Genomic DNA, 18,377 nt, shown 5'->3' on the forward strand with positions numbered 1-18,377 from the left:
TCGTAACGGAAATTAGGTCATTAGTCTAAATAAATAGAGGACTTTTACCGAAATGGTATTTATACAAAAAAATAGGAGAGTGTATTTTCGCAATGAACGTAACGTATTCAGAACTTCGCGCAAGAGCAAGAGAGAGCCTGCAGGGCAATTGGGGGAAATCAATCCTAGCCCTTATTGTATACGGAATAGTTGCCGGACTAATCGGGATATTTACCCTTATTCCGTTTGTAGGCTATATCGTGCAATTCCTCACTACAGGGGCACTTACGCTTGGCTTTATCATCTTCTTTGTTGGCATCGCGAGAAAAGAAGGCCCTCCGATCAGCGAAGTATTTAGCGGCTTTTCACATTTCCTTAAAGCCCTTGGTGTTTATTTTTTCATGACCATCTTTACGTTGCTTTGGTCGCTCCTGTTCATTATTCCAGGCATCATTGCTTATTATCGCTACTCGCAAGCTTATTACATTCTTCAGGACAATCCCGATATCGGAGCGCTTGAAGCCATTCGTCAAAGCAAGCAATTAATGAAGGGCCGCAAGTGGAAGCTTTTTGTGCTTCATCTTACGTTTATTGGATGGGTGTTCCTTGCACTCCTTACTTTTGGCATCGGATTCCTTTGGCTCTACCCGTATTTCTTTGTAACTCAGGCTCATTTCTACGATGAAATCACAGGCAGAATAATTCCTCCACCCCACCCAGATTCGTTCTAACGAAAAGTAGACAGCAGCCAAATAAGGATATGACGTTTCGTTAGCTCGCGCGAAATAGGGCAGTTCCAAAAACCAAGCGGTTTTTGAAACTGCCCTATTCTTTTTCTCCGTTTATTACTTCTGAAGAGCCTCCAGGACCGCTTTGACCCCGTAGCTATTGCCGATTGGACCATAGCCCAACGCAAGCTCGCCGTTAATGCCATAGACATGATTATTCGTTACAGCCTTCAGCTTCTTCCATACCTCGCTGTTTTCCCATTGAGCGGTAGCTGCTGGAATGGTCTTATCGCTGTAGTTAAAGTAACCGAGGAACAAATAATCCGGATCCAGGGCGCTCAGTCCTTCCAGACTAATCTTCTCCCCTTCAGTCATCGTATCGGAAGCTGGGGCTTTAAGGCCCATGCCCTCATAATACTGCTTCGTATAATTAGTACCTTGCAGCCATACTTCATTCTCACGAACCTGCACGAAAGCTACGCTGCCATCCAGATTGGCCAGCTTCTCTTTGGCTGAAGCCAAATCTGCTTTGAACTTGGATACATACTGCTCGGCCACATCCTCTTGGCCCAGAATTTCGCCGAATTTCGTTACGAGTGAAGGCCAGTCCGACCATACATCCGTTTGCTGTTCATCAATCATCACGGTAGGAGCAATCTTCGTCAGGTCGGCTGCAATATCCTTGTTAATTGCATTACCTGCGAGAATGAGATCAGGTGCGTAAGCCAGCAGCTTCTCCATATTCACTTGCGTGTTTTCACCGACAATCTGAATATCCTTTACTTTATCGACATAAGGCTTGTACTCATCGGAATGAAGCACGGACTGCTTCTCTGTGAATGGCAGGGCCAGTCCTACCGAATCGACATTAAACAGCAGAAGCGAGTCGATATAGCCCCAATGTACAACCGCGATTTTCTTGGGCTGTTCCTTGATTGTCACCTCACCGTTCGCATCTTTAATCGTGCGCGGGAATTTAGCCGCTTCAGATGCGTCTGTTGCTTCAGGCGTACTTGCTGCTTCACTCCCGGCGTTATTCGTTTTATTGTTGGCGTTGTTGCCGCCGCAGGCACTTAGCAGCAATACGAGGCTTAATGCCGTTAATATGATTGGAAACCATTTCGCTTTCATGATTCATTCCCTTTCCATCTCTTATTAATAACAATTATCATTATCAATCAAATCCTATCATCTCCCCTTGCGAAAGCAAATAGAGAAATTCCTGTTTCTATGATGGACGATTTCGCTTTTGATGCAGGCCGAAATAGCCCGGCGACGTCCCTTTATGCTTCTTAAACAACCGGCTGAAGTAATAGGCATCCTGATAGCCGACGCTTCTGGCAACGGCAGCAACCGTAAATTGCCCCGTCATCAGCAGCTCATAGGCTCTGTTTATACGGTATTGAATCAGATAATCAATTGGCCCGATACCCGTATAGCGCTGGAACAAGGAGGAGAAATATTTGGGCTTCAGTCCAAAACGGTCCGCCAGCTGATGAAGCGTAATGGGCTCGTCAAAATGATCATGGATATAAGCCATGGCCTCTTCAATCAGCGGATAGCTCGCTTTGTTCTGCTGCGTCCGTTCGGATTGCAGCACCCGGTTAATCAGCTGGTAGAACAGCGCCTTCTTCTCGAGGAGCAGCATGGCATCCGGCGACGATGAAGCTTGCAAAAGCTTCTCCAGCAGCTGCAGCAGCTCAGGGCTTTGCGGTGTATGGAGCATACTCACATCAATGAGCCGCTGGGCATCCTCCGTCCCCGTGCGCACGGGCACGTAATGAATAAGCCCATATTCGAACCCTTGCTCGCCAGTATGGATTTCGAGTCGTTTCATCATTCCGCCAAGCAATATTTTCCCCGGCTCCAGGGTGAAGCGTTCCGTTTCGTTATAAATAAATTCCGCCTGCCCGCGCAGGCTTATTATAACGGCACATTTGGTCGTCGGGCGATCCACATGACCGTCATAGATGACGCCGGACTCCAGTTCCGTCCGATACACCCCGTATACCTCTATAGGCAGCTTCACAAATGCCTGAGCCAATTCTTCATGCAGATAAGCCATCATCCCGTCACTCCTTTTACCCTATTATGCATACTGAAAAAAACCGGTTAGCCCTCGGAGAGGGCTAACCGGCTTTGATCAACTACCGCTTATCCTTTTGTCCGGAACATTAAGTAGAGGAAATATGGAGCTCCTATAACCGCAACAACAATACCTGTCGGTATTTCTGCCGGCTGCAAGATCCACCTGGCAAGCGTATCGGCTACGAGCACAAGTAGTCCGCCAACGAGAGCCGTTGCAGGAAGCAGCGTCTGATAACGCTGTCCAACCAGCCGTCTTGCCAGATGAGGAGCGATAAGCCCAACAAAGCCAATGCTGCCGCTTACGGCAACACAAGAGCTTGCCAGACCAACGGCAGCGGCGAGAAGCCAAATCTGCTGTTTGGCAACCGCTGCCCCGAGCCCCGTAGCCATCGGTGGACCAAGGTTAAGGACATTAATGGTTTGCGACTTGTAATAAACGAAAGGCAGCAAAATAACGATAAAAGGCAGCAGCGCAATGACATAGTTCCAATCCTTACTCCAAATGCTGCCGGCTATCCATGTGGACACGAATTGATACTGCTCCGGATTAATCCGCAAGGAGACCAGAATCGTCACCGCCGAGAAGCCCGAGCTGATTGCTACGCCGTTAAGAACCAGCCGGTTAGACGACAATCCCTTATGCTTGCGGTACGAAATAATAAAGACGAGTAAAGCCGCAATGCCCCCGCCCGCCCAAGCAAGAATAGGCAATAAATAGACTGGAGCTGCCGCAGGCGTTGCATAAAAGGCAACAAAGAGCAGGATAACCATGCCCGCACCGGAGTTAATTCCGATAATACCGGGATCAGCCAAGGCATTGCGCGTCAGAGCCTGAAGAACGGCACCGGATACGGCAAGCCCCATCCCGATCAGAATCGAAATAATGATGCGGGGCAGCCGGAAATCAAATAAGACAAGATGCTGCTGAGTTGTCCCGAAGCCAAACAATGTTTTGAGTACATCGAGCGGGGACATCCGTATAACCCCGGTGTTCATACTAATAAGAAAAGCAACGATAATGCCAATAAACAGGAAGGAAATAACGATGATGCTGCGGTGTCTTCTTTGCTGTTCAGCAAGGGACATTTTCATGGACGTCTCTTTCATCGGTTACAGCTCCCTCCTTTCCTTGTTGGCAAGGTACAGGAAGAATGGTACGCCAATCAATGCAATCATTGTACCAATTGGTGTCTCATAAGGAGGACGGACCGTTCTTGCCGCCAGATCGGCCAGCACAACAAGCAGAGCGCCAAGCACCGCTGAGGTAGGAATAATCCATTTGTAATCCACGCCAACAAGCTTGCGGGCGAAATGCGGGACCAAGAGTCCGATAAAGGATACTGCCCCTGCTACCGACACGGCCGAGCCTGCCAGCATAATAACGATAATAACACCGGCCAGCTTAACGGGTCCGGTCCGAAGACCAAGCCCTTTCGATACTTCTTCCCCAAGGCTAAGCATAGTAATTGAACGGGACAAAATCATAGCCCCGATTAGTGCCGCAAGTACCCACGGGAACATGATTTTGAGCTGCTCCCAGCGGATGCCGGCAACGCCTCCCGCGTACCAGAAGGCCAGCTCCTGACCGATCCGGAAGTACAATGCAATCCCTTCGCTTAATGCCGTCAAGAGTGCTGACAAGGTCACGCCTGCCAATACCATTCGCATCGGCGTTAAGCCGCCGCGAACGGATGCGCCTAAAGCAACAACAATAATTGTACTGACCGCCGCGCCTAGAAAAGAGAACAAAATAATATAAGGGTAAGAAAGGCCGGGAGCAAAAGCAAAGCATAAAGCCAGTGCAAAGCCTGCACCGGAATTAAGGCCAAGCAGTCCTGAATCGGCAAGCGGGTTACGCGTCATGCCTTGCATAATCGCGCCTGCAACAGCAAAGGCACTGCCAACAAGCATACAGCCCAGCACTCTGGGGAGGCGAAGCTCCCGAATAACCTGATGCTCCTTCATATCCGGATTGAAGTGCAAGACAGCTTCCCATACCGTCAGGAATTTAATGTCCATCGCGCCAAAAGAAACGGATAATCCTAAAGCGAGCACCAGTGCAACAAGACCGCCGAGAATAATAAGTATTGCTGTCAGAGGGCGGGAATAAATCTGTTCCACTTCTGAGCCAGCTAAAGCTGATGCCGATTCCGATTGCGGCCCCGGGTTATGCAGCCTAGAGTTATCAGCCATATCGTTTTTTCTCCACTCCACATGATTATAGGGTAACGGAAAAAAAGGGAGCAGCAGCTCCCCTTATTCCTACTACTCATTATTTCATTATTTCGCAATATCTTTCAATACGTTATCAATCATTTGGGAGCTTGCAACCGGTCCATAGTACAACCAGCTGGACGCAGCTTCATATTCATACATATGGCCGTTCTTCACAGCCGGGATAGATTGCCAGATTGGATCTTTCAGAGCTTCGGAGCCTGTGCTCTTGTCGCTGTTGATCAGAATCAGATGATCAGCGTCCAGGTCAGCAAGCTTCTCAAGGGAAATTTCATTCCAGCTGCCTGTTCCGGAAGCTGAGATTTCTTTCACGACATTTGGAACTTTCAGACCGAGGTCATTATAGAGAACCGCGCCGCTCGAAAGTTTATCGCTAACAACATAGAATTTGTTTGCTACAAGCCAGAGAGCTGCAACCGATTGGTCTGGAATAGCTGCTTGCAGTTTCGTCTTCGCGTCTGCCGCTTTTGCCTCGTAGTCGTCAAGCACCTTTTGAGCTTGGTTTTTCTTCTGAAGAACTTCGCCGATCTTCAGCAGCGCTTTGCGCCAGTCGCTGTTCACTTCATCGCCAAGGACAAAGGTAGGTGCAATCTTCGAATATTGCTCGTATTTGCCGCCTTCAACCGTGCTGTTCGCGCCAAGGATCAGCAGATCAGGAGTGAAGCTTGTTACCGCTTCGAACGGAAGATCATACGAGATTGTCGGAATGTCCTTCAGGTCTGTCTGCAGGTAATCTTGAATGCCGTTTGGAACGCTCCATTGCGCAACGGGCTTCACGCCAAGAGCAACCAGGTAGTCCTCCAGGTAGGAAGCGATAATCTTTTGCGGATTAGCCGGAATCGTTACTTCGTTGCCGAGGCCGTCAGTGAGCTTTTGTTCCGTTGGTGCTGCCGCAGTCTCCGTCGCTTCTGGCGACGGCGAAGCACTTTCCGTTGCCGCCGTGTTGCTTGAACCTTCATTATTCTCTTTATTCCCTCCGCATGCCGCAAGAACAAGCGAAAGAACCATTACACTTAGAAGAACGACAATCAGTTTTCTGCTCTTACCAAACACAAAAACAACCCCTTAAGCTCTATTATGTTGTATTCTCGTTTTTTGACTACTGTGATGATAACAATTCTCATTATCAAAGTCAACTATTAATTATACCCTTTTACTCTGGATTAAAAGAACCTGTATCGAGGCCTTTCCAAGATGAATGACCGCGGTTAGCGATAGGTCTTATCTCCAAATTAAAAAACGTCCTCCCGCACGGCACATGGCCGCGCTTCAGAGGACGTTATTAAGACTATTAAGTTGCTCGCAATGCCGCTACAGAAGCCCGGAAATCCGGTCTGCCGTCTTCGGTCCACTGCAGCTCCGTTACAAAGGTATGACGGTTAGGATCGTACAGCGGATCCCCAACAATCTCCTTATACGTTCTGGCATGGAAGACAAAGAGTGGCGTTGTGCCGTCTTCCGCTACCGTAAAGCTGTTATGGCCCGGTCCATACATCCCCAAAGTCTCGTCCGTCGTGAGAACCGGCACCGGTGATTTATCCCACGAGGCTGCATCAAGCAGGTCCGCATCAGCGGATGCTTCCAGAAGCCCCATACAGTAGTTGAAGTCTGTCGCGCTTGCCGAATAAGAGAGGAAGACGCGGTCTCCCTTGCGGATAAAGGCAGCTCCTTCATTCACCTTGAAGCCGATTCTCTCCCAGTCCAGATCCGGCAAGGAAATCATCGTCTGCTTGCCGGCCAGCGTCCAAGGATTGTTCATTTTCGAGATATAGAGGTTCGAGTTGCCTTCAATAGCCGGGTCCTTCTGCGCCCATACATAATAGCGTTCGCCGTTATGCTCGAAGGTTGTCGCATCCAGCGCAAAGCTTTCCCAAGCCGTCCGGACCTGCCCCTTCTCTACCCACTCGCCCTCCAGCGGGTTAGCACTTGCGCACTCGAGGACGAACATCCGGTGATCGAACAAGCCTTCATTCGTTTCGGACGTATGCGCTGCCGCGAAGTAAACGTACCATTTGCCATCGATAAAATGCAGCTCCGGTGCCCATATGTTTGCGCTGAGCAGTCCCGTCTCATGCTTTCTCCACACGACAGCCGGCTCAGCCTCCGCAAGTCCTTGAATCGTATCTGCCTTGCGAATCTCGATCCGGTCATACTCCGGTACCGATGCGACAAAGTAATAGCAGCCGTCCGTATGTCTATAGATGAAAGGATCAGCTCTTTGCTCAATATGTGGTTTAACTCCGTTTATTTCCGATTGGTGGACTCCCATCCCGTCACCTGCTTCTTTAGTATTTGTCATTAGCCTTTAACGCCACCCACGGTTAGGCCGGAGACGAAATAGCGCTGGAAAAAGATAAAGACGATCATAATCGGTACAATCGCGAGCACGGAACCGGCAATCAGAATATCGTAGTTGTTGCCGTAAGGGGTCACGAGACTCGAGAGGCCGATTGGCAGTGTTAATTTTTCACCCGAATTCAGGACGATAAGCGGCCATACAAAGCTGTTCCAGCTGGCGAGCGCCTGTACGATAATCATGGCGCCGAAGGCCGGGGTCATCAGAGGCACGAAGATCTTGAAGAAAATGCCGTACTCCGAGCAGCCGTCAATTCTTCCCGCATCCATGAAATCCTTAGGCAGACCCGCCGCATATTGCCGGAAGAAGAAGATCGGCAGCGGCGATACCACAAACGGCAGGATGACACCGCTGAACGTATTAATCAAATTCATGGCAATCATCTGCTTGTACAGCGGAAGCATGATAATCTCTACCGGCACCATCATGACCAGAAGGACGAATAAGAAAATAATATTACGGCCTTTGAAGCGGTACATCGCCAGTCCATAACCAACCATCGAGGAGAACAGCATGCAGAATAAGGTATAAACAACGGTGATGACTAAGCTGTTCTTATACCAGATCAGGTATTTCTCTGCTCCGCTAGAGAAGATAAAGGAATAGTTGTGGAAGGATAATAATTCCGGCTGCAGACTAATGTTTAGCCCGAATCGCAGCAGTTCCTTTGACGGCTTAAATGATGCTAACAGCAGGCTGTAGAAAGGAAAGACCGACAAGGCCGCAAATAGAATGAATAAGGCAAGCAAAAGCCACGTTTGAGGACGATTCCATTTGGCGCTCATGTTTAATCCTCCTTCTTAAACAAGCCGAATAAACGAAGTTGTATGACATTAAGAATCATCGTGAGCATCAGCAGGATCATGCCGATGGCGGAACCAAGCCCAAGCTCGTTCTTCTCGATCCCATTACGGTATAACAATCCGATCATCGTCAGACCAATGTCATTTGGTGAATGGTTGCCGCTCCATAGAATGAAGCTTTCCGTAAACATCGAGTAACCGCCGTAAATGCTGATCGTAATGACATAGATCGCAATCGGTTTGAGCAGCGGAAGCGTAATACGCCAGAATTTGTTCCAGGTATTCGCACCGTCAATGCTCGCCGACTCATAAAGCTCGCTTGGAATAGCCTGCAGCGCCGACATAAAGTAAATGATGTTAATGCCCGCATAACGCCATGTCGCCAAGATGACCAGTACAAGCATGCCTGTCGTGCTGCTGCCGAGCCAATTGATGGTCTCAAGACCAAACGCATGACGGAACGTGTTCATGACGGAATTATCAAGCGAGCCAAACACGAGCCGGAAGACAATCCCCGCCACGACAACCGAGGTCAAGGCCGGCAAGAATAGGGTTGAGCGGAAGAACGCGCTCCACTTCATAAGCTTGGAGTTAAGGAACACCGCAAGCACTAGCGGCAGCGGAATGAGAACCAGAATGGTCCAGAACGTATATTTTGAGCTGTTCCAAAGCGCGGTATAAAAGGAATCGTCCCATAGATTCCTGTAATTGTCTAAGCCAACGAAATGGGTCTGTCCGGGCAGCACTTCCTGAAAACTCATAATGAAGGTCGACAAGACTGGATATACGAAAAAGACAGCTAATGAAAGCACGAACGGCAGCACGAAGACATAAGGGGCGATTCGCTGATTGTATATAAGCTTCTTCATTTGGCGTTTGCTCGCTCCTCTCCAGATAAGGATAGCTTCACTGAAGAGCCGGCCAGCCGGCCCTCCAGCAAAGCGGTGAAGCTAGATTTTTTCTGCTTTCTGCAGACCAGTTACTTGATGCTTGCGGCCGAATCATCCAAAACTTGCTTTACATCTTTCAAATCATTAAGCGCCTGGAACATGGTTTTCGTTTTGAGCACATCGGATACTGCAGGCGTTTTTTCTTTAATATTAGTAGGTGCGATTTCGTCCTTCAGGCTGCTCAGGAAAGTAAAGATATCTTTGCCGAAGTAGTCCGTGTATTTGTTCGACTCGGTCATAGCCGCATCTGTCCAAACATCGGAACGGATTGGATCGAAGCCAAGCTGTTTCCAAATTTCAATGTTGCCTTCTTTTGATACTTTCGCGAACTCAAGGAACTTCTTAACTAGCTCTTGGTTCTTCGATTGGTTCGTAATAACGGTACCTGTACCGCCCATACCGGATGAACGCAGTTCGCCTTGCTTGAATACAGGCATTGGTTTGATGATGATTTTGCCTTTCAGATCAGCCATATAGTCCGTGAAGCGGCCCATGTACCACATAGGCATCCACACCGAAGCCGCGCCGCCGCCGTTCATAAAGCCGTAGTATTCTTCCGAGTGGTGGAAACCGCCAGGCGCCACAACAGCTACCTTCTCGTTAACGAGCTTTTGCAGGTAAGTCAATACCTCAATATTCGCTTGATCGTTAAGCGTGACATTGCCGTCTTTATCAAGCAAGTCCGAGCCATGTTGTACAACAAGCGGCCAGTACGACCATTGGTCGGTAGTCTCTACCGTTGCCATCGGCTTGCCTGTTTTCTCGAGCACTTGCTTGCCGGCTGCCTCGTAATCGTCCCAAGTGATAATTTTGTCCGCATCTACGCCAGCTTGATCAAGAATCTCTTTATTGTAGTAGATCACCTGTGCGCCTACGTGGTAGTCGATGCCGTAGTATTGGCCGTCTTTCGCGTAGTTGTCGAGTCGGGACATAACGAGATTATCTTTATTGGGCTCTACGATATCGTTGAGCGGCACAAGCTGTGGCTCGCCTTTCAGGAAGTTGCCGATTTTGCTAATCTCGATGTCTACAAGGTCTGGTGCGCCTTTGCCGGATTGCAGCGCAACCTGCAGTTTGTTGTGATTGTCATCATACGGGAATGTTGTAGCCACCAGCTTAATTTTTTCATCCGGGTGAGCTTCATTCCATCTGTCTGCCATACTTTCGAAGAACTGCTGATGCAGTTCATTAAAGGTCCAGAAGACGACCTTTGTTGCTTTCCCCGAAGAATTATCGGAACTGCAAGCGGATAAGACCAACATGAGTGCCAATGCCAAGGTTGCTGTGAACGTAATCCCTTTTTTCATTTGACGTTTCCCCCTCACATATTGGTTAAGCTTTTTTGTTACCTGAACCATTGTAAGCGCTTCATAATTAGATTATAATAGGCGTAAAGTATTATTTATATAACCAATTGGTTATAAAAACATATTTATTTATTGAGAGTAGGTGTCCTCATGAAAAAGACAGCTCTGTACAAACAAATCCAGATCGAAATTAAAGAAAGGATTGCTTCCGGGCAGCTCCGGCCGCTCGACCGCATCCCTTCCGAGCAGGAGTTAATGGATGAATTCAAGGTCAGCAAGATTACGGTCAAAAATGCGCTAACCGAGTTAGCCGATGAAGGGCTCGTCACGCGTATTCAAGGAAAAGGAACCTTTGTTGCGGCTGATTTGAAGCCTGTCGTGGTGAAGGCACCTGCTTCCGAGCCTGAACCGGTCAAAGTCCCTCTTATCGGCTTCATTATCCCTACGATGAAAACGACCGTTATTCAGAAGCTCGTTGATTATATGGAATTCTATCTGAAGGAAGCCGGCTTTCAGATGATTCTGAGCATTACCCGTGAGCATGCCGCAGAGGAATCAAGGGCAATCAGCTCCTTGGTGGATGCGGGGGTTCAGGGGCTTATTGTCTTTCCTACGGAAGATGAGAAATATAACGAATCCCTTCTCCGGCTGTCTCTAGACAAGTTTCCGTTTGTATTTATTGACCGTTTCCTGCGCAATATTGAGACCTATACCATTACTTCCGACAATGATGGCGGCGCCTACCGGACGGTGACGCATCTCCTCTCTAAGGGACATCGGCAAATTGCGCTGATCTCGCCGGAGAATGCCAATACCGCCATTGAAGACCGGACGACCGGTTTTGAGAAAGCCTATATCGATCAAGGCGAATCTATTGATAAAAGCCTCTGGTGCCATATGCCGCTGGATGTGCTGCGCAGCGAGAGCGCCCTTGACTATATTACAGACTTCCTGCAGTCGCATCCGACGATTACGGCTGCCTTCACGTTGACGGAGGAGATTGCCGGCCTGACCTGGCAGGCGCTTCAGCTGATCGAACGCCGTGCAGAGGTTGAGCTCTTCTCCTTCGATAATCCCGACATCCCGAATGTCCCTTACGTCCAGCAGGACGAGCAGGGACTTGCCCGCTCCGCGGTTATGCTGATGCAGGATCAGATCAAGCATACCTACGATCCGCAGCATATCGTTGTGCCCGTACAGCTTGTATTTCCATGAGATGATATGTGCGCCTTTCCGGAACGCATAACGCTCGGTCCCACTCGAGGTGCTAAGATACGTCATACTATGAACGCCAAAAAAAGGCCCTCCCTGGTCGGGAGAGCCTTTATCGTTTATGCATTTAAATATTAGCGAACACCTTGTCGAACCCGGCCTTGGAGCGTTGGAGCGCCTCTTCTACCGAGACCGGAGCGCCGCCTCCAGGCGTAAGAATTTCTTGCGCTACCGCACCCTTGTAGCCGATACGCTTCAGGCTGCCGAGGAAACCAGGCAGATCGATGACGCCTTCGCCCGGATACAGACGATCATTATCGAGCACCTGCTCGACCGGGATATCCTTCGCGTCGTTAATATGGACATGGACAATTTGCTCGGGAGACAGCTTCTCGATGTCTTCCGTTCCAAGCCCGTTCGTATACCAGTGATACGCATCAAGCAGCAGCCCAACGTTCGAAGTACCAATCGCATCCGCAAAGGCCAAAGTGTCCTCCATCGTATAAATAAAAGGATATTTCCATGCTGTGCGCAAATGATGCGGCCCAACAAACTCCAGCCCAAGCTTAACGCCATAAGCATTTAATATATTTGCACATTCTCTCAAGCGGCGAACGGCCTGAATCGTAAAAGCTCCAGGGGACAAGTCCGTTGCCGGTAAAATGTAAGTACAGCTAGCCGTGCAACCAAGCAGGGAAGCTGCTTTTGCCTGCTCTTCCAGCTGAGGAAGGCCGTCCCGGAACGCTTCGTCCGTACCGCGCCATTCTACGGGGAAGCCGCATGAGCCTATGGAAATCCCATTCGCCGCCAGCAATTCCCGTGCCCCGTCTACGCCATATGTATGAATAAGCCCCGCAGCATCCAGATCTACCGATTGAAATCCATGCCGTGCCGCCTGCTCAATAAATGCTTTGTCGTCACCAATTGCTCCAAGTCCTGCCCGCGTTAACCCTTTCAGCATCTGATCAGCTCCATCCGAATGTAATGCCTATCAAGTTCATTATACTAGAGACATTCTCCAGCCACTATTATAAAAAGGCGCCATACTTCGGCGCCTTTTTATAATGCGATATTACAGCAATCTGTCGAGCAAACGCGCCAGACCAACTGCTGCTTCCGCACGCGTAACCTCTTGGACTGGTGCGAAGTTTCCGTTGCCGACACCATTCATCAGACCGGCGGCAAAAGCCTTGTTAATCGCTTCAAGCGCCCAGCCGGAAATAGCTGCGATGTCGTTATATTGGTGTTCGTCAGCTTTGACTTCCCCCGCCTTCAGCTCATAGGCTCTGACAATCAGAGCGGCCATCTCTTCGCGGCTGATCTTGTCGTTAGGCGCGAAGGTATCCGCATCGCGGCCGTTAATCAATCCGGCCTGTGCAGCCGCCGCAACCGAAGCCGCATAATAAGCATTTGCGTTCACATCCGCGAACGGCAGGTTCTCTGCTGCGGGCAGCTCCAGCACCTTCGCAAGAATAACGGCGAACTCCCCGCGCGTAATCGACCGGTTTGGAGCAAAATGCTCCGCATCCGTGCCATTAATGATCTGCAGCGCAGCCAGCTGCTGTATCGCATCACTTGCCCATGAATCGGCTGACACATCCGCAAAGTGCTTCACTTTTGTCAACACCGCATAACTGCCGGATTGGGTAATTAACGTCCGTATTACCGTTCCTTGTTTATCCGTACGTCCCCCGGCATAGATCCACCCGCCGTTGGTACCGCTCAGATAAATACCGGCAAGCTTCGGATTCAAGCCTTCGCTTAACGGAAGCTGAAGCAGCACAGGGTATGGCCATTGCTTCAACGCTTGCTTGCTGCCAGCTGCTGTCCATACTCCGACCTGGATATCGTATACCTTGGCGCCGGCCTTCCACTCTTCACCGGCTGTCCCAGGAACAACAACAGCAGTTCCGTTCGAGGCAACTAAGGAAATAAACAGGCTTGCTCCTCCCTGATTACCGGAGGCAATCAGCTGAGATGCTGCCTTCAGCGCATCCGCGCCTACGGTGAGCTTCACATCACCAATCCAAATCGCTAAATCGCTTTGCCCAAGCAGCTCTCCTGTCTGCAGCGGCAGCTTCAATGTTGTAACGCCCGCCGGCGCCTTCAGCTCGACCGGACCTTGGCCCATTGGCTTAAGCTGACCAGCTGTTACCTCAAGGACCGTCTTGTCTTGAGGTGTACCCGGATTAGAAGGCCCGCTTGGTCCCGGATCAGTCGGATCCATTGGATCTGTATCTTTCTGATAGAGGCCAATGGAATCAAAGTACAATTCACCTGAGCCAAGGGTGCCGTCTCCCTGATTCACATACAGCGAAAACTCCGAAATCGCGTTAAGATCCAGCTTGCCGTTGCCCGCCGTGTTCCACGGAGCATGCACAAACTCTTCAAACGGCATTTTCAGTACTTTAGCCGTTGTTCCGGTCAAAGTAACGTAATATTCCCAAGTCTCGCCGTCCGATTCCTTGAATTGCACGACCAGCTTGCGTCCGGAGCCGTCCGGCGTGAACCAGAACCGGATGCCGTCCTCACCCGACCAATCGGCCTGACCAAGCAGCTTAGTCGCTCCTGCGAAGTTGGTTGCCGCATCTGGATACGAGTACGCATACTTGACCCCAAATCGTCCGCTTTCCTTATGATCCGCATCCGGCGTCATCGTCAGGCCGCCGCCCCAAGGGTTGCGGGTATAGGCCTGCAGCCCGATAAGCTCTGCGCCGCTATAGTAATCGAAGTTGTCGATCACGGGAATCGTCGTCAGCCCAACATCGTCCAGGCTTACCGAGTACGAACCTGCTGAGCCGCTGCCTTTATTCACATAGATCGAATACTCGGCTACGCTCGATACATCCAGAACACCGTCTCCAGTAGACCAGAGGGTACGGCTTAATCCTGCCAGCGGAATCGTCACCAGCTGCTCTTCCGTACCTGCCATGTTAACCTGCGCTTCCCAAATATCGCCGTCGGTCTCTTTGAACTGGAAAGTTAGTCCATGGTCCGCACTGTTTGGCAGCATCCAGAACCGAACGGCATTACCGCCCTCCGACCAATTCATGGCGCCAAGCGCCTTATTCACCCCGGCATAACCAAGCGCATCCGTCAGTGTGTAGTCCAGCTTCAGGGCATAATTGCCGGTCTTCTTCCAAGCGGAATCAAGTGATGCGGCAATCTCATCGCCGCTCGTATTTCGGGTATAAGCCGCTCGAGCAAGAGAGGAGGAGCCTTGATAGTATTCAAAAGTATCGATATCCTTCAGCTTCGCCGCCCGGATATCGTCCAGATAGATAGCGCCCGTGCCTGCTTCTCCCGCTCCACGGTCCACATATACGGAGAACTCCGCGATGGAGCTGATATCCAGCTTATTATTATCCTTGCTGCTCCAGCTCGGCATAGCGAACAGATGGAAAGGCACGCTCACCGTCTGAGGAGCTGTTCCGGAAGTCCCGAACTTAGCTTCCCAATACTCGCCGCTCGTTTCTCTTACCTGAACGGTAACCCCTCTGTGCTGACCGTCCGGTTCCAGCCACAGCTGAAGACCGTTATTACCGGTCCAGTCGATCCCGCCAAGTGATTTGTTCACGCCGGCAAATCCTTTGTTCGTCAAATCATAAGCCAGCTTCATGCCCTGCTCGCCTTCACTCTTATGCCCAGTGTCCAGAGACAGCGTAATTGGACCGCCGTCCGGGTGAGCGGTGTAGCTTGCTGTCAGCTTGGCATTGTCGCCGCCGTAACCTTCGAACGTATCGATCGTCGGCACGCGATAAAGCTTAATATCATCAATCATTAAGGTCGTGTCGCCCGCTAATCCGTCGAAATACAAACCAAACGAAGAAGCATCGCTTAAATCAACAGCACCATTGCCTTGCCCCACATGGCTGGTTTTCCACCAGTCAGGAATAGCAAATCTGCTAAATGGAAGCTGGACAAGTACCGGCTCATTGCCGCTGATGCGGGTATCGGCCTTCCACACTTCATTTTGCGTGGCCATACCTTCGGTCAACTGCAGAGAGATGCCTACATCCTTGCCGCCCGGATTAATCCACAGCTGAATGCCGCTGTTGCCCGACCAGTCAGCACCAGCCAGATCCTTCTCCATGCCGCCCCAGCCTTTGCTCATATCGGTCGACAGCTTCATGGCATAGGAACCGTTAACCTTGCCTGCCGCATCCATCGTTAACGTAACCGGCGAGCCGTCCTGATTCGCTTTGTACGCTGCGCGCAAGGCATTATTTGAGCCCGTGTATCCTTCAAAATCATCGATAATCGCCGATTTCGCATTCTCCGCCGGCTGCTCCAGCTTCGCGCTGCCAACCCCAATCTGCAGATTGCTTACCTGCGGATTCCAGCGCTCTTCCTTATGGCTCTCCGGTACAACCGGGAACTCAAACTTCACATAGCGCGTACCGGCCGGAAGCTGATAAGCGATATATTCCGTCTTCGCCCAATAGCCCTCGCCCATCTTGCTCGACTTCACGACATTCGTAAACTCGGTATAATCGGTGCCATTCGCCGAGGTGTAGAACTTAAAGTCCGGCAATACATAATCGGCCGGATTCTGGCGTGCATACTCGTAGAACTTGAAATAGTTCATATCGCCATCCGCTTTATAGGCGAACCATTCATGCTCATTGGACGTGCGCTGCAGACGTTTCGTATCCCCGCCGAAATATTTCGGATCATCCGAATTGAAGCCAAGGTTAACCGAATGGGAGTCCATCTTCAGGAAGTTGTTCAGGTCATCGGTCAAAACTCCGTCCGTTATGCTGCCCTGCTGCACGGAGTCCGGGAATGCAAGCGCGGTTCCGTCATGTTCATACTCAATAACAACCTTGCCAAGCTGCCCCGCAGCGGATGCTGCCGGATAGTCGATCTTCAGCAGCTTCACGCCATCTGCCAGCTCCCCTGCCGTATAGACCCGTTTCTTCCACGAGCTGCCCGACTCGGCCGCTTCGGCTTCAACCGGCTCAAAAGCCGATCCGTCCGTTGAAGCAGATAAGCTGAAGTTCTGATCACTATGTTCTGAAGCCACGTAGCCTTCCACTTTCACCGACAATACTTTTACAGGAGTACCATTCTCGTGAAGCGGAAGCGCATATTGCACGCTTTGCGGAATGTCGGTCGCGAGCGCTTTTATACGGGATACATCCCCGCCAAAAGCACCCGGATCACGGCCTTCATATTCCAGATCCGACGTATGGCTGTACAGCTTGCTGTAATTACGCATCTCATCCTGGATCACGTGCTTGGCTACTACCGGCCCTGCAACCGCAGAAGGCGCAGATTCACCGGCGCTGTTCTTTGCGGTTACCCGGTAATAATAGGACTCTCCTGTCACAGCGGTTGTATCGTTGAACAGCTGTGATTCTGTTGGTACGGCGTCATACACGTCTTCACCGACCGTAACCCAGCCGCCATCCGGCTGCCCGGAGCGTTCCACCTTATACGAGGAGGCACCAACTGAACCAAGCCAGCTGATCGTTGAAACGGAATCAACCGGCAGCATCACTGCAGCTTCCGGCTTCTCCAGTGCCGGCGGTTCACTAATGCCGCGGATTTCAAACGCTTTGTCCCGCAGCGTATTCAGCATATTGGTCTCGTCAAAGCCGTCACCGGACGGGAAGCCCGGCCAGCGGTAGGCTCCATAAAATACGCCGTTAAACGTAGACTCGGTATGCGGATAGAAGCCGCCGTCCCGGCTATGATAACGAAGGCTCCAGATCATGGCGCCGGATGTACCGTTCTCGATGGCATTATCGAGGAAAGCCCCAAGCTCATTCGTTGGCTTGAAGCCAAACTCGCCAACGATAAAAGGCTTTTTGCCCGCAGCCTTATTCCTGTCGACATTCACCTGAGAAGCATAGCTCGGATAATGATCCGGGTAGTAGTGATTGGATACGATATCAATGGCATCGTCAGTAAGAGAAGCGTCGTCGATGCCGTATTTGCCGTCGAGCACCAGATGGTTGCCGTCAATGCTTTTAATATAAGCTGCCATATCGTGCGTCCATGTCTTAGACTGCGGTACCAGCTCATTGCCGGTCTCCCAGGCGAGAATCGCAGGGTCATCCTTATAAGCAACCCCGGTGAACGTGTTCACGCGGTTAAGCGTGTAGTTAATGACCGATTTGAAATCGGCGATCAGCTGCGGATCGGTCCAGAACGCGTCTTTGCTTTTGCCGCGGAAGGCCGCATATTCCGTGATCCCGCCCTGCCATTGATATTGGTCAACAAACGGCAGCAGCAGCTTAATGCCGTATTCGCCGGCCAGCTCAATCATTTTATCGTAAGCGACAAACGCTTCTTCATTAAAGATCAGCTTATCATCGGAACCAACGCCCATAATGTGGCGCACCATGTCGGCAGGATCATCCGCTTTACGGACCGACAGGACATACGGCCTTGTTACCGTACCGCCCATCTGGACCAGCGTCTTGAATGCATCCTCCTGTTCCCACTCGCTTGGCGTCCGCCAGTAGATATCCTCTACCATCGACAAGGTTGGTACGTTAGCCGAAATAAATCGGAACTCCTGATCGCCGTCCATCAGCTTATCGCCGCTGCGCGTGATGAAAGAAGCCGCAGCCGCAGGGGCCGCAGCTTCCTCCGCATACGCCTTGGATCCCTGGATCCCCGGCATGCAGGCGGAAGCCGCGACGAGTACCGCGAGGCTCAGCGAGAGCATCTTCTTGCGTATTAACATAAGTCCACTCCTTCAAAGGTAA

The 18,377-nt window shown here is 50.6% G+C and carries 13 protein-coding genes; 2 read left to right on the forward strand and 11 right to left on the reverse strand.

Annotated features, from left to right (window positions below):
- The first annotated feature begins 92 nt into the window (after nt 1–92).
- A complete protein-coding gene (locus BM200_RS18970; protein ID WP_091188231.1) occupies nt 93–710 on the forward strand; it encodes a DUF975 family protein in 618 nt (205 codons plus the stop codon).
- Nucleotides 711–824: 114 nt separating this feature from the next.
- On the opposite strand, the gene BM200_RS18975 is transcribed toward BM200_RS18970, so the two are convergent.
- The 9 genes from BM200_RS18975 to BM200_RS19015 form a co-directional block, all read right to left on the reverse strand.
- Nucleotides 825–1,838 carry an ABC transporter substrate-binding protein gene (locus BM200_RS18975; RefSeq protein ID WP_091188232.1) on the reverse strand — a complete coding sequence of 338 codons (1,014 nt, stop codon included), beginning with the start codon at nt 1,836–1,838 and terminating at the stop codon, nt 825–827.
- Nucleotides 1,839–1,935: 97 nt separating this feature from the next.
- A complete protein-coding gene (locus BM200_RS18980) occupies nt 1,936–2,775 on the reverse strand; it encodes a helix-turn-helix domain-containing protein (protein WP_245773087.1) in 840 nt (279 codons plus the stop codon).
- A gap of 86 nt (nt 2,776–2,861) precedes the next feature.
- Nucleotides 2,862–3,902, reverse strand: a complete 1,041-nt coding sequence (locus BM200_RS18985; protein WP_175532926.1) for a FecCD family ABC transporter permease — start codon at nt 3,900–3,902, stop codon at nt 2,862–2,864.
- Nucleotides 3,903–3,905: 3 nt separating this feature from the next.
- Entirely contained in the window at nt 3,906–4,988 is a 1,083-nt protein-coding gene (locus tag BM200_RS18990; protein WP_245773088.1) for a FecCD family ABC transporter permease, read from the reverse strand.
- Between the two features lie 87 nt (nt 4,989–5,075).
- Complete coding sequence (locus BM200_RS18995) at nt 5,076–6,083, reverse strand: iron-hydroxamate ABC transporter substrate-binding protein (RefSeq protein ID WP_245773089.1); 1,008 nt, start codon at nt 6,081–6,083, stop codon at nt 5,076–5,078.
- Between the two features lie 238 nt (nt 6,084–6,321).
- A complete protein-coding gene (locus BM200_RS19000; protein WP_091188655.1) occupies nt 6,322–7,299 on the reverse strand; it encodes a glycoside hydrolase family 43 protein in 978 nt (325 codons plus the stop codon).
- 29 nt (nt 7,300–7,328) lie between these two features.
- A complete protein-coding gene (locus BM200_RS19005; protein ID WP_091188234.1) occupies nt 7,329–8,171 on the reverse strand; it encodes a carbohydrate ABC transporter permease in 843 nt (280 codons plus the stop codon).
- 2 nt (nt 8,172–8,173) lie between these two features.
- On the reverse strand, nt 8,174–9,058 hold the full coding sequence (locus BM200_RS19010; RefSeq protein WP_091188235.1) for a carbohydrate ABC transporter permease: 885 nt from the start codon (nt 9,056–9,058) through the stop codon (nt 8,174–8,176).
- A gap of 110 nt (nt 9,059–9,168) precedes the next feature.
- Entirely contained in the window at nt 9,169–10,446 is a 1,278-nt protein-coding gene (locus tag BM200_RS19015; RefSeq protein WP_091188236.1) for an ABC transporter substrate-binding protein, read from the reverse strand.
- Between the two features lie 150 nt (nt 10,447–10,596).
- On the opposite strand from BM200_RS19015, the gene BM200_RS19020 reads away from it, so the two are divergent.
- A complete protein-coding gene (locus BM200_RS19020; protein ID WP_091188237.1) occupies nt 10,597–11,661 on the forward strand; it encodes a GntR family transcriptional regulator in 1,065 nt (354 codons plus the stop codon).
- 124 nt (nt 11,662–11,785) lie between these two features.
- Here the strand turns inward: BM200_RS19020 and BM200_RS19025 are convergent, their stop codons facing one another.
- Complete coding sequence (locus BM200_RS19025; RefSeq protein ID WP_091188238.1) at nt 11,786–12,619, reverse strand: sugar phosphate isomerase/epimerase family protein; 834 nt, start codon at nt 12,617–12,619, stop codon at nt 11,786–11,788.
- 111 nt (nt 12,620–12,730) lie between these two features.
- Nucleotides 12,731–18,355, reverse strand: a complete 5,625-nt coding sequence (locus BM200_RS19030; RefSeq protein WP_091188239.1) for a CIA30 family protein — start codon at nt 18,353–18,355, stop codon at nt 12,731–12,733.
- Nucleotides 18,356–18,377 lie beyond the last annotated feature (22 nt).

The organism is Paenibacillus catalpae (genome assembly GCF_900112695.1).
In the GTDB taxonomy this organism is placed as follows: Bacteria; Bacillota; Bacilli; order Paenibacillales; family Paenibacillaceae; genus Pristimantibacillus; species Pristimantibacillus catalpae.